The sequence below is a fragment of the Stenotrophomonas sp. Steno-Z1 genome (genome assembly GCF_056393175.1).
Genome location: NZ_JBWJPB010000002.1, coordinates 821,108 through 833,531, shown reverse-complemented (window position 1 = coordinate 833,531; position 12,424 = coordinate 821,108). Strand labels below are relative to the sequence as shown.

Annotated in this window: 11 protein-coding genes; all 11 read right to left on the bottom strand. The window is 69.5% G+C overall.

Going from position 1 to position 12,424, the window contains the following annotated elements:
- Window positions 1-7 precede the first annotated feature (7 nt).
- Window positions 8-1,351, bottom strand: coding sequence for a 3-carboxy-cis,cis-muconate cycloisomerase (locus AC06FD_RS10640; protein ID WP_478077746.1), 1,344 nt, complete (start codon window positions 1,349-1,351; stop codon window positions 8-10).
- Between the two features lie 67 nt (window positions 1,352-1,418).
- Window positions 1,419-1,982 (bottom strand): protocatechuate 3,4-dioxygenase subunit alpha, encoded by a 564-nt coding sequence (gene pcaG, locus AC06FD_RS10635; protein ID WP_259208376.1) that lies wholly within the window; start codon window positions 1,980-1,982, stop codon window positions 1,419-1,421.
- A gap of 4 nt (window positions 1,983-1,986) precedes the next feature.
- A complete protein-coding gene (pcaH, locus tag AC06FD_RS10630) occupies window positions 1,987-2,697 on the bottom strand; it encodes a protocatechuate 3,4-dioxygenase subunit beta (RefSeq protein WP_259208373.1) in 711 nt (236 codons plus the stop codon).
- 105 nt (window positions 2,698-2,802) lie between these two features.
- The gene (gene pcaF, locus AC06FD_RS10625) at window positions 2,803-4,017 is read right to left on the bottom strand and encodes a 3-oxoadipyl-CoA thiolase (RefSeq protein ID WP_478077745.1); all 1,215 of its coding nucleotides are present in this window, start codon (window positions 4,015-4,017) and stop codon (window positions 2,803-2,805) included.
- Between the two features lies 1 nt (window position 4,018).
- Window positions 4,019-4,666 carry a 3-oxoacid CoA-transferase subunit B gene (locus AC06FD_RS10620; protein WP_259208371.1) on the bottom strand — a complete coding sequence of 216 codons (648 nt, stop codon included), beginning with the start codon at window positions 4,664-4,666 and terminating at the stop codon, window positions 4,019-4,021.
- Window positions 4,663-5,352, bottom strand: a complete 690-nt coding sequence (locus AC06FD_RS10615; RefSeq protein WP_478077744.1) for a 3-oxoacid CoA-transferase subunit A — start codon at window positions 5,350-5,352, stop codon at window positions 4,663-4,665. The genes AC06FD_RS10620 and AC06FD_RS10615 overlap by 4 nt, the downstream gene beginning before the upstream one ends.
- Window positions 5,353-5,503: 151 nt before the next feature.
- Entirely contained in the window at window positions 5,504-6,823 is a 1,320-nt protein-coding gene (locus tag AC06FD_RS10610) for an MFS transporter (protein ID WP_449336093.1), read from the bottom strand.
- Window positions 6,824-6,875: 52 nt separating this feature from the next.
- Window positions 6,876-7,727 (bottom strand): type I 3-dehydroquinate dehydratase, encoded by an 852-nt coding sequence (gene aroD, locus AC06FD_RS10605; protein WP_478048658.1) that lies wholly within the window; start codon window positions 7,725-7,727, stop codon window positions 6,876-6,878.
- Window positions 7,727-9,022, bottom strand: coding sequence for a carbohydrate porin (locus AC06FD_RS10600; RefSeq protein WP_478077743.1), 1,296 nt, complete (start codon window positions 9,020-9,022; stop codon window positions 7,727-7,729). The genes aroD and AC06FD_RS10600 overlap by 1 nt, the downstream gene beginning before the upstream one ends.
- A gap of 20 nt (window positions 9,023-9,042) precedes the next feature.
- Window positions 9,043-10,545, bottom strand: coding sequence for a right-handed parallel beta-helix repeat-containing protein (locus AC06FD_RS10595; protein WP_478077742.1), 1,503 nt, complete (start codon window positions 10,543-10,545; stop codon window positions 9,043-9,045).
- Window positions 10,546-10,832: 287 nt separating this feature from the next.
- On the bottom strand, window positions 10,833-12,398 hold the full coding sequence (locus tag AC06FD_RS10590; protein ID WP_478077741.1) for a protein adenylyltransferase SelO: 1,566 nt from the start codon (window positions 12,396-12,398) through the stop codon (window positions 10,833-10,835).
- Window positions 12,399-12,424 lie beyond the last annotated feature (26 nt).

Below are 12,424 nucleotides of genomic sequence, written 5' to 3'. Positions count from 1 at the left end.
AAACGGATCAGCCGCGCGCAAGCACGCGGTCGATCCAGGTATCGGCCATGCCGCGCCAACTGTCGGCGGCAAACAACGCCTGCAACTGTGCGGGCGGCAGCTGCGCGGCCACCTCGGGCATCTGCTGCAGGACGTCGCGCAGATGCCGCGACTCGGCCAGCGCACGCCGCGCGGCTTCTTCCACCAGTGCGTGCGCGGCGGCCTTGCCGAGCGTGCCGGCCAGGGTCACCGCCACCGCTTCGGCGTAAAGCAGGCCACCGTGGCTGTCCAGGTGCGCCTGCATGCGCGGGCGGTCCAACTGCAGGCCCTGCACGACCACGCCTACCTGGGCCAGGCTGCCGGCGCACAGGCGCACGATCTCCGGCACGGTCTCCCATTCGGCGTGCCACTGCCCGGCAGCGCGCTCATGCGGCTGCGGCATCGCCGCGAACAGCGTGGACAGCAGGCCCGGCACGCGGGTGGCCGCGGCGATCGCCGCCACGCACCCCACCGGGTTGCGCTTGTGCGGCATCGCCGAGGAGCCGCCTTTGCCCTCGCCGCTTGGCTCGAACGCTTCGGCGACCTCGGACTGCATCAGCAGCACGATGTCGGTGGCGATCTTGCCAAGGGTCCCGGTGAGCAGCGCGAAGGCGCTGCCGAGTTCGGCGATGCGGTCGCGTGCGGTGTGCCAGGGCAGCGCCGGCACCGGCAGGTCGAGCACGTCGCCCAGCGCCAGCGCTACGTCCAGCCCGCGCGACTGCAACGAGGCCAGCGTGCCGGCGGCACCGCCGAACTGCAGCACCAGCGTATCGCTGCGCAGCGCCTGCAATCGTCGTCGGCTGCGCTGCAGCGCATCCAGCCAGCCCGCCGCCTTCAGCCCGAAGGTGACCGGCACGGCCTGTTGCAGCAGGGTGCGCCCGGGCAGCCCGGTATCGCGCTCGGCATCGGCAAGACCCGCCAACGCGGCGCACAGCACCTGCAGCCGCTCCTCGACGCGGGTGAGCGCGTCACGCAACTGCAGGATGGCGCCGCTGTCGATGATGTCCTGGCTGGTGGCCCCCCAATGCACCCAGCGCGCCGCGTCGGGATCGTGCTGGCGCACCTGCGCGGTGAGCGCCTTGACCAGCGGGATGGCCGGGTTGCCAGCCAGCGCGGTGGCCTGGCCGAGCGCATCAAGCGGGTAGTGTCCGGCCTGGCAGGCGGCCTCGATCGGGGCCAGCGCGGCGGCGGGGATCACCCCGCAGCGCACCTGCGCGCGGGCGAGCGCCGCTTCCACGTCGAGCATCGCCTGCACCCGCGCGGCGTCGGTAAACAGGGCGTCCACCACCGGATCGCCAAACAACCCGCCCAGCAGGGAATGCGAATCGTGCATCAAACCAGCTCCATCCAGGACCGGGACAGCTTACCCGCGCCGGCCGTTGGCAGGCGTGGAGGCCACATCAGTAATCGAAGAACACGGTTTCGTGCTCGCCCTGCATGCGTACGTCCCAGTGGTACACGCCATTGCCCTGCGCCTGCGCGATGAGCGTGCCACGACGCTCGGCCGGGACCAGCGCGAGGATCGGATCGGCGGCATTGCCGGGCGCATCGCTGAAGTACAGCCGTGCGCTGGCGGCGCGCAACAGGCCACGCATGAACACCAGCACCATCAGGTGCGGGGCCTGCGCGCGCCCGCCCGGGCCGGCCACGCTGCCAGGCCGGATCGTGCTGAAGGCGAAGCGGCCGTGTTCATCGGTGGGTACCCTGCCCCAGCCGTCGAACGCCGGGTCGTGGTCGGCATGGCGCGGGTCTTCGGGGTGGGCATAGATGCCCTGCGCGTCGGCCTGCCAGATCTCCAGCACCGCATCGGACACCGGCACGCCGACGCCGTCGAAGACCTGGCCCTGCACCTGCACGCGGTCGCCCTGCGCCTGGGCCGGTGCGATGTCGGTGCGGTACAGCGGTTCCAGGCCCAGCCGGTAGTACGGGCCCACGGTCTGCCATGGAGTGGATTGGAAACTCATCTGCTTACTCCCACACGGTCATCTTGCGGCCACGCAAGACGATGTCGAAACGGTAGCCCAGGGCGAATTCGTTCGCGGTGTTTTCCCAGTCGAACGAGGACACCATGCGCGCGCGGGCCTTGGGATCGTCCACGCAGTTGTAGATCGGGTCGTAGGCCAGCAACGGGTCGCCGGGGAAATACATCTGGGTGACCAGGCGCTGGCCGATCCCCTCGCCGTGCAGCGAGAAATGGATATGCGCCGGCCGCCACGCGTTGTAATGGTTGCGCCACGGGTAGGCGCCCGGCTTGATCGTGGTGAAGCGGTAGCGGCCGTGGTCGTCGGTGAGCACCTGGCCAGTGCCGGTGAAGTTGGGGTCCAGGGGTGCATCGTGCTGGTCGCCCTTGTGCAGGTAGCGGCCCGCCGCATTGCACTGCCAGACTTCGACCACGCTGTTGCGGACCGGGCGGCCGTTCTCGTCCAGCACGCGCCCGCTCACCACGATGCGTTCGCCGAGCGGCTGGCCCTTGAAGCCGGCGGTGAGGTCGGCGGCGTGCTCGCCCAGGGTGATGCGGTCCAGGGTCGGCCCGGTCACTTCGGACAGCGTGGCCGGAATCTGGATCGGATCGCGGCCGGGGCCGCGCAGGCGGGTGGACGCATACGGCAGGTGGATGCGCGCCGGCTGGGTGCCGGGATACGGCCTGCGGTAACCGCGCAGGTCAGTGGGATCGCTCATGGCGTACTCCAAGTGGCGGGCGGCCCGGAGGCCGCGGCTGGGTGGCACCGGCACGCTGCCATGCAAGGCGGGCAGCGGCCGTGAAACAGGAAGAAGGCACGCGGTTCACACGCGTTCGATGGCCAGTGCAACGCCCTGGCCGACACCGATGCACATCGTCGCCAGGCCGCGCCGTCCACCGCTGGCCTCCAGTTGGCGCAGCAGGGTCAGCGCGAGGCGTGCACCACTCATGCCCAGCGGATGGCCGAGCGCGATGGCGCCGCCATTGGCGTTCACGTGCGCGGCATCATCGGCAAGGCCCAGCTCACGCAGGCAGGCCAGGCCCTGCGAGGCAAAGGCTTCGTTGAGTTCGATGGCGTCGAAGTCGCCGATCGACAGCCCCAGCCGCGCCGTCAATGCGCGGCTGGCCGGCACCGGGCCCATGCCCATCACCGCCGGCTCCACGCCTGCGCTGGCAAAGCCGAGGATGCGTGCGCGCGGGGTCAGCCCCAGCGCCTGCACCTGCGCGCCGGAGGCCAGCAGCAGGGCCGCCGCGCCATCGTTGATGCCCGAGGCATTGCCGGCGGTGACGGTACCCGGCTGACGGAACAGCGGTTTGAGCTTGCCCAGCGCCTCCATCGTGGTGTCGGCACGCGGGTGTTCATCGTGCTCCACGCGCACGCTTTCGCCGCGCTTGCGGCCCGGCGCATCCACCGCGACGATCTCGCCCTCGAAGAAGCCACGCTGCTGGGCCGCGGCCGTGCGCTGCTGGCTGCGCAGCGCGAACGCATCCTGGTCATCGCGTGAAATCGCGTAGCGCTCGGCGACATTTTCCGCGGTCTGCCCCATGGTTTCCACGCCGTGCAGCTCACGCAGGCGCGGGTTGATGAAGCGCCAGCCCATCGTGGTGTCTTCCAGGATCTGGTCGCGTGCGAATGCGCTGCCCGGCTTGCCCATCACCAGCGGCGCGCGCGACATCGACTCCACGCCACCGGCGATGGCCAGCCCCAGTTCGCCGGCGGCGATGCCGCGGGCCACCGTGCCGATCGCATCCAGGCCCGAGCCACACAACCGGTTGATGGTGCTGCCCGGCACGCTGACCGGCAAACCGGCCAACAGCAGGCTCATCCGCGCCACGTTGCGGTTGTCTTCGCCGGCCTGGTTGGCGCAGCCCAAGTACACCTCCTCGATCAGCGCCGGGTCCAGCTGCGGGTGGCGCGCCAGCAGCGCCTTGATCGGGATCGCGCCCAGGTCGTCGGCACGGATGCCCGACAGCGCACCGGCATAGCGGCCGATCGGGGTGCGGATACCATCGACGATATAGGTTTCCTGCAGGCTCATGTCAGGCTCCTTCACGCATCTGCAGCGGCAGGCCGGTCAGGTCGCGCAGCTGCGCCAGCGTCACCCCGTCGACCATCTCCAGCACGGTCGCGCCGTCCTTGCCCAAGTCGAACACGGCCACGTCGGTATAGACCCGCGACACGCAGCGCAGGCCGGTCAGCGGATAGCTGCACGCGGCCACCAGCTTGCTCTGCCCCTGCTTGGTGAGCAGGTCCATCATCACGAAGACCTGCTTGGCACCGATCGCCAGATCCATCGCACCGCCTACCGCCGGAATCGCATCGGCCGCACCGGTGCTCCAGTTGGCCAGGTCGCCTTGCGCCGACACCTGGAACGCGCCCAGCACGCAGATGTCGAGGTGGCCGCCGCGCATCATCGCGAACGAATCGGCGTGGTGGAAATAGCAGCCGCCGGTGAGCAGCGTCACCGGCTGCTTGCCGGCATTGATCAGGTCCGGGTCTTCCTCGCCGGGCGCCGGTGCGGGGCCCATGCCGAGCAATCCGTTTTCCGACTGCAGGAAAATGTCCTTGTCGGCCGGCAGGAAGTTGGCCACCGTGGTCGGCAGGCCGATGCCCAGGTTCACGTACGCCCCTTCCGGGATGTCACGGGCGACGCGGGCAGCCATCTGTTCGCGGCTCAGGCGGTTCATGCGCGGGCTCCTTCAGCGGCGGATGCAGGCAGTTCGACCACGCGCTGCACGAAGATCCCCGGGGTGACCACCGCTTCGGGATCGAGCTCGCCCAACGCCACCACGGCGTCGACCTGGACGATCGCGCAGCGTGCGGCCATCGCCATCAGCGGGCCGAAGTTGCGCGCGGTCTTGCGGTACACCAGGTTGCCCCAGCGGTCGCCCTGGTGGGCCTTGATCAGCGCGAAGTCGGCGTGCAGCGGGTACTCGAGCACGTAGTGGCGACCGTCGATTTCGCGGGTTTCCTTGCCCTCCGCCAGCTCGGTGCCATAGCCGGTGGGGGTGAAGATCGCGCCCAGCCCGGACCCGGCAGCGTGGATGCGCGCGGCGAGGTTGCCCTGTGGCACCAGCTCCAGTTCGATCTCGCCAGCACGGTAGGCGGCATCGAAATGGTGCGAATCGGCCTGCCGCGGGAACGAACAGATGATGCGTCGCACGCGCTTGTGCTGGATCAGCGCGGCCAGCCCGCTGTCGCCGTTGCCCGCGTTGTTGTTGATGATGGTGAGTTCGCGCGCGCCCTGTGCGATCAGCGCATCGATCAGCGCATCGGGCATGCCGGCGGTGCCGAAGCCGCCGATCATCACCGTGGCGCCGTCGTGGATATCGGCCACCGCTGCGTCAGCGCTGGCCACGGTCTTGTCGATCACTGCATTGCTCCTTGCCGCGCACTGCGATGCACGGCCACGTGCGGGAAGACTCTGGAAGCGACCATGGTGCGGAGCGCGCCCTGCACGGTCAATCCGATATTCGGCCACTTGATTCGATAATCGCACATCATTGTCATTTTCCCCCGGGCACTCAGGTGCGCGTCTGGCCAACGCCGACACGCAGCCCCAGGCACGCCCAGGCGGCCAGCGCCAGCGGCAGCGCGCACAGCACGTACAACGCCGCCGGCGACCAGCCGGCATCGACCAGCAGGCCCACGCTGAGCGGTGACAGGATCGCGCCGACGCGCCCGATGCCAATCGCCCAGCCGAGTCCGGTGGTGCGCACGTCCGCCGCGAACACCACCGGAGCGGCCGCATACAGCCCGGCCATCGCACCGAACAGCGCTGCGCCGATTACGAAGGCAATCGGGAAGGCAATCTCCAGGCGGGTGTTGAAGCCGGCGAACAGCAGCATCGCCAGCATGGCCAGCAGCAGGCTCGCCGCGGTCAACCGCGACAATGCCCAGCGCGAGGCCAGCCAGCCAAACAGGCTGCCGCCGACGATGCCGCCGAGGTTGAGCAGCACCCCGCCGGTGATGCCCTGCTGCGCCGAGACTCCGGCCGAGACCAGCAGCTTGGGCGTCCAGCTGAGCACGAAGTAGAACGCGAACATGTGGAGGAAGAACGCCATCGCGATCAGCACGGCCACCTTGCGCAGGTCGCCGACGAACAGCGCCGCATAGCCCTTGCGCCCATCGCCACGCGCCGGTGCCGGCGGCAGCGCCTGCAAGGCCGGCATGTGCATGCGGGCCAGCAGTGCGTTGAGCCGCGGCAAGGCATCGGCCGGGCGCCGCGCGACCAGGAAGTCCAGCGATTCGGGCAGGCACTTGAGCACCAGCGGGATGCACAGCAGCGAGGCACCGGCCCCGATCAGGAACACGCTGTGCCAGCTGAAATGCTCCAGCATCCAGGCTGCCAGCAGGCCGCCCAGGGTGGCGCCGATGGGGTAGCCGGTGGCCTGCATCGCCACGGCGGTGCTGCGCCATTTCGCATTGGCATATTCGGCGGTGATCACCCCCACGCCGGCCAGCATGCCGCCGATGCCGATCCCGGTGAACACGCGCAGCGCGCCGAGCTGCCAGGCGTTGGCCGCCAGCGCCGAGGCGGCCATGCCGAGGGTGAGGATCACCAGGCAGACGATGATCATCGGCCGGCGGCCCCAGCGATCGGCCAGCGGCGCGAGCAGGAACGAGCCCAGCGCCATGCCGACCAGCCCGGCGCTGAGCATGACCCCCAGCACCTTGCCCGACAGTGCCCAGTCGGCCGACACATGCGGCGCGGTGAAGGCCATCACCATCACATCGAAGCCATCGAGCATGTTCAACAGCACGCAGATGGCGATGGCGGTCCATTGGAAGGAACTCATCCGCTCCAGAACGAGCGGTGGAGCGGAGGCGCTGGCGTGGCTCATGCGGGGGTCCTGCGACGACGTCGTGCGGAAAAAAACATCCGGCGGGGAGGTCTCATCGACCGGCCTGGCTGGAGGCGTGGATCACCTGGAGCACCGATTGCAGTTGATCGACCTCGACCTGGCCCGGCGCCGAGGGCGTGCCGATCATCCCGAAGGTGAGCGCCTGGCCGAAGGTCTCCCCGGCCAGCCGCGAAACCACGCCCGTGCCGCCCATGGACATCGTCAGCAGCGGCTTGCTGCTGCGCTGGCGCACGTCCCAGGTGGCCTGAAGCAGGGTGAGCACGTCGCCGGCGTCCTGCGGCATCACCGCGATCTTCAGCACGTCGGCACCGAGCGCTTCCTGGCGCAACAGGCGCGCGACGATCTCTTCGCGCGCCGGCGTCGCGTGGAAGTCATGGCTGGACATCACCACCTTGACCCCGGCCTTGTGCGCCTGCGCCACCAGTGCGGCCACCCGGGTCGGGTCGCGGAACATCTCCACGTCGATCAACTGGGCGAACTCGCCGCGCAGCAGCGTGCTGTACAGCGCCGCATAGTCGGCATCGCTGATCGGCTTGCTGCCGCCTTCGGCCTGGGTGCGGAAGGTGACGATCATGGGCTTGCCCTGCAGCGCGCGCGCGATGCGCTTGCCGAGCGCGACCAATGCCTTGCCGTCGGTGGCGATGTCCAGGTAGTCGATGCGCCACTCGGCCACATCCGTGGACGGGCTGGCCGCGATCGCGGCGGCCTGCTGCAGGGCGAGCTCGGCAGTGGCCCCGGTGATCGGCACGATGGTGCGTGGTGCCCCCTCGCCGATGCGCAGCGCGCCAACCTGCAACGGGGTCACCGGCACGGGGGCGGCCTGGGCGATGGAAGCGACGCCGCCGAGCATGGCGGCCAGGAACAAGCGGGTGAGTGCGCGCATCAGAAGGTGACCTTGGCTTGCACGCCCAACGCCCACGCGTTGTCGGTGCGGGTGTAGGCGAACGTGCCGGGATTGACGATGTACTGCACGTCCGGGCGGATCATCAGCCAGGGATTGACCTGGATGCTGTAGGACAGTTCGAACAGCTCTTCGGCCTGGCTGAGCTGGTACAGCGGCGAATCCAGCGGCACGCCCATGTCGGCCAGGTTGGCGCGGCGCGCGCCGACCAGGCGGCGGTTGATGTCCGCGCCCACGTACCCCAGCGCGATGCTGTCCTGCGCACGCGCGCCGATGCCCTGGTAGACGCCGCCGAGTGCATACCAGCGGCGGATCTGCGCGGTGTCGGTATCCGAGACCATGTACTGCGCGAACGCGGTGAGCCCGCGCTGCGGGTCGCCGGCTTCGCGGGTCAGGCGCTGCTCGGCCAGCATGTAGGCGCCATGGCGGCCGGTGGTCGGCGAGGTATCCAGCCCGCGCTGGGCCACCCGCGAGGTGTCGTAGTACCCGCCGAACTTGTACACGCCCGGATAGGTACCGCCCTTGGCCGGGGTCCAGGTGACTTCCAGCGGGATCAGCGAACCGGTGGTGCCCGAGACGAAGGGCCGGAACGCGTTGCGTTCGATGTTGCCGCCCAGGTTCGGATTGACCTGGAACCAGCCGGTGCGCACGTTCACCGCCGGGCTGATCTGCTGGGCCACTTCACCGCCCCAGCGTGCGGTGGGATAGTTGTACCAGCCGCTGTTGCCCGACATCGCCAGCGGATGCGCGCAGAAGGCGGCGTTGACGAAGTGGGTCAGCAGGCTGTGCACGCCGAACTGGTTGCCCATCGCGTAGTAGCCCAGCTTGAAATACGACTGGCCGGCGTTGAAGGTCTGGTCGTAGCTGGCCTCGGTGAGGCGGGTGTACTGGCCGCCGTAGGCTTCCTGGATCGGGAAGCGGTTGCCGACCAGGTCGGCCGAGGTGCTGTTGCCGCGGCGGTCGTTGAGGGTCACGTGGAAGGCGCCGCCGTCCCACCCCGCCAGCCGGCCCATGTCCAGGTCGATGCCGACCCGCACCTGCTGTGCGTAGCGCGCGCCGGTGCGGCCATAGCCGCCGTCGACCACGCCCATCGCCTCGCCCACGTAGTCGCCGCGGAAGCGGATGCCCTGCTCGTCCAGCGCGGTGCGGGTACCGCCCCAGTCGCCGGTCAGGGTCTTACCGTCGTAGCGATTGCTGTCCTGGGCCTGGGCCCATGCGGGCACGGACAACGCGGTGCACAGTGCGATGGCCAGGTACGTCGGGGTCGGAGTACGCATCGGGATCTCTCGGGGTCTGGTCAGCGCAGCGACAGCGGCGCGCTCAATGGGGAGGTGGCGCCCAGCGGCGACGTTGCGGTGGCGGTGAGCGTGGCGATATCGGTGGTCGCCGGCAGGGCCAACGTGAAGTGCCCCTGGCCGCGCGCGTCAGTGACTGCCTCGGTGCTGCCCAGCAGGCGTTCGGCCTCGCTGCCGTTGGCGGCACGGTTGCCGAACACCTCCAACTGGTAGCGCTGCCCCGGCACGCCCTGGAAAACGCCTCGCAGCGTGCGCGCGGCACCCTTGCCCTGCACGGCCTGCAGCACCGGCGCGGCCTGGCCCAGATTCGGCACCGGTTGGCAGCCGGTGGTATCGGCCGCGCTGCAGATGCGGGCGCGCTTGGCCGGATCGTTCTCCACCCCACGCCCGCGCGAACCGACGAACGCGGCGTGTTCCAGCCCCGGCACGCCGAACACGATCGCCCCGCGCGTCTGGCCCTTGACGCAGGCGCCACCGGCTTCGCAACGCTCGATCGGCAGCCCGTTGCCGACCATCACGTTCGCGCTGAACCGGTTGGGTGCGCTGACCGGCTGCGGCCGCACTGCGATGCCGATTCCATTGCCGCTGATCGTGTTGCCGTCGACGACGTTGTCGCTGCCGGTGATGCTCAGCCCGATCGAATTGCCGGTGAAGGTGTTGGCGGCGATGTAGTTGCGGTTGCCCCAGTTGATCTGCAGGCCGTCGGAGTAGTCGACGAAGCGGTTGCGCACCACCGTGTTGTCGTTGCCCCACAGGATTTCGATCCCCTGCGACGGCTCCGGGTTGGCGGCGGTGGACTGGAAGAGGTTGTCGGCGACCAGGTTCCAGGCCGCGCCGCGGGTGAGCTCCAGGCCGTCGCCGTTGTCGAGGAACTGGTTGCGCACGATGCGGTTGTGCACCGTCGTGGCGGCGGTGGACTGGCCCTTGCCATCGTCGCCGGTGAGCATGATCCCGGCACCGCCCTTGTTGGCGACGATGCGGTTGTCGTGGATCTCGCTGTGGCTGCTGCGGTTGATCAGCACGCCGATGCAGAAGTTGCGGATCTCCAGCCCGCTCAGCTCGACGCCGCGCGTATCGCGCAGGACCAGGCCGGGCAGCGTGGTGGTGCGCACATTGGTGCCGGACTGGCCCGGCTCGGCGCCCGGGCAGGCATCGGTGCCGGTGCCGGTGACATAGGCCGAGCCGTCGATGGCGACGTACTGGCCATCGTGCGCCCAGGGCGTGCCGACGATCTGCACTGGCCCGACGATCGCCGGCAACGGCGTGGCGGGGCGGATCACGTACGGCGCCTCGCCCACTGCGGCGATCTCGATGCGGTAGCGCCCCGGCGCCTGGTTGGCGGTGCCGATCGCCCAGCGCAGCGAGCCGGGCGCGGCGTCATCGGCATAGCGGTCCACGTGCAGCACCTGCAGCGCCTCGCGCGGCGGCTCGGCCTGGTAGGCCTGGGCCAGCGACGGCAGCAGGGCAAGCAGGGACAGGGAAACGACAGACAGACGGCAACGCATGCGCAGGCTCCGCACAGGGAAAGGGACTCCGGCGGTCTTTCCCCTGCACCTGGCTTCAGTACCGATGGGCACTGCCCTCGCCCGCCAGGGGTGGATCGCGTGGAACGGAATTGAAAGTAGGTTTATCGCACTGCACCATTCAAGTGCGTTTATCGACTGCGCGTGCGATTATCGAACTTATCCGCTACGACCATTGTCGTAGACCGCGGTGCGGCAGCGTCCACCGTCCGTCGGCCGGCCTTGCCGCGCAAGGCCCGGAGCACGCATCCCGGTGTTTTAAGTGTCGATCAGGAACTGCAGGACAGCATCGAGCAGCCGGCCTTGTCGCGCGCCCATTCAGGTCGCTTGCCGGCGTAGTGTTCGCGGCCGGGCTGCAGGTCATACGGATGGCGCAACACCGCCTGCAGCGCGTGCACGCCGGCGAGGTCGCCCTGCTCGGCGCGCTCGATCGCTTCCTGGGCCAGCCAGTTGCGCAGCACATACCGTGGGTTGGCCGCGGCCATCTGCTGCTGGCGTGCCTGCGCGTCCAGCGGGTCGTCACGCAACCGGGCCGCGTACTGCTGCAACCAGGCCTGCAACGCCGGTAGCACGGCATCACGGCGCTCGGCGTTGTAGAAGGCCTCCTCCAGCACCGTCACTGTCGGCGCCTGCGGGTCCACTGCCATCAACCCCCGGAACGCGAGGGTCATGTCCATCTCGCCGTCCTGCAGGATCTGCAGCCAGGCCGCGCGCAGGGCCACATCGTCCTCGCGGCACTGCGCCAACCCGAACTTGGCGGCGATGTCCTCGCGCTCGCGCCGCGCATGGACCGACTGGAAATGGGCCAGGCCCGTGTGCAGCGGGGCCACGTCGTCGAACAGGGGCGACAGGGCCTGCGCCAACCGGGTCAGGTTCCAGTACGCCACCTGCGGCTGGGTACCGAAGCGATAACGTCGGCCCTGCGCGTCGGTGGTGTTGGGGGTCCAGTCCGGATCGTAGTCGTCCACCCAGCCATACGGACCGTAATCGATGGTGAGGCCGAGGATGGACATGTTGTCGGTGTTCATCACCCCGTGCACGAAGCCGACCCGCATCCAGTGCGCCACCATCAGCGCGGTGCGTTCGCAGACCAGGGCGAACCAGCGGGCATGGCGCTCGGTGCCGGCATCGGCCAGTTCCGGGAAGTCGCGCGCGATGCAGGCATCGGCCAACTGCCGCAGCAGCGCCACGTCGCCGCGCGAGGCGGGCAACTCGAACGTGCCGAAGCGGATGAACGACGGCGCGACGCGACAGACGATGGCGCCCGGCTCGGGGCGTGCATTGCCGTCGTAGAACATGTCCCGCACCACGCGGTCGCCGCTGCCGACCAGGCTCAACGCGCGCGTGGTCGGCACGCCGAGGTGGTGCATCGCCTCGCTGCACAGGAACTCCCGGATCGACGAGCGCAGCACCGCGCGCCCGTCGGCACCGCGCGAATACGGGGTGCGGCCAGCGCCCTTGAGCTGCAACTCCCAGCGCGTCCCCGCGGCGGTGACCAGCTCGCCCAGCGAGATCGCGCGCCCGTCGCCGAGCTGGCCTGCCCAGTGACCGAACTGGTGGCCACCATAGTTGGCCGCCCACGGCTGCATCCCTGCATACAGCGCATTGCCGCCGAACACGCGGGCAAAATCGGGGCTGCCGGTGAGATCCGGGCCCAGCCCGAGCAGCGCGGCAACCTCCGTCGACAGTGCCAGCAGCTGCGGGTCGGCGACCGGGGTCGGCAGCACCGACGACCAGGCCGCGCCGCGCACCTCACGCACCCGCGGGCCGGTTTCCGTGTCGCCCGGGAGTGCCTCGATGAAACGGTTGTCGAACTGCAGGGATGGGGTGCTCATCACCACGAAATGGGGGCGCCGCGACG

Excerpts from the sequence above, each read along its gene's own strand:
- AC06FD_RS10640 (WP_478077746.1), bottom strand. The coding sequence starts at position 1,351 with ATGCACGATTCGCATTCCCTGCTGGGCGGGTTGTTTGGCGATCCGGTG.
- pcaG (WP_259208376.1), bottom strand. The coding sequence starts at position 1,982 with ATGAGTTTCCAATCCACTCCATGGCAGACCGTGGGCCCGTACTACCGG.
- pcaH (WP_259208373.1), bottom strand. The coding sequence starts at position 2,697 with ATGAGCGATCCCACTGACCTGCGCGGTTACCGCAGGCCGTATCCCGGC.
- pcaF (WP_478077745.1), bottom strand. The coding sequence starts at position 4,017 with ATGAGCCTGCAGGAAACCTATATCGTCGATGGTATCCGCACCCCGATC.
- AC06FD_RS10620 (WP_259208371.1), bottom strand. The coding sequence starts at position 4,666 with ATGAACCGCCTGAGCCGCGAACAGATGGCTGCCCGCGTCGCCCGTGAC.
- AC06FD_RS10610 (WP_449336093.1), bottom strand. The coding sequence starts at position 6,823 with ATGAGCCACGCCAGCGCCTCCGCTCCACCGCTCGTTCTGGAGCGGATG.
- aroD (WP_478048658.1), bottom strand. The coding sequence starts at position 7,727 with ATGCGCGCACTCACCCGCTTGTTCCTGGCCGCCATGCTCGGCGGCGTC.
- AC06FD_RS10600 (WP_478077743.1), bottom strand. The coding sequence starts at position 9,022 with ATGCGTACTCCGACCCCGACGTACCTGGCCATCGCACTGTGCACCGCG.
- AC06FD_RS10595 (WP_478077742.1), bottom strand. The coding sequence starts at position 10,545 with ATGCGTTGCCGTCTGTCTGTCGTTTCCCTGTCCCTGCTTGCCCTGCTG.
- AC06FD_RS10590 (WP_478077741.1), bottom strand. The coding sequence starts at position 12,398 with ATGAGCACCCCATCCCTGCAGTTCGACAACCGTTTCATCGAGGCACTC.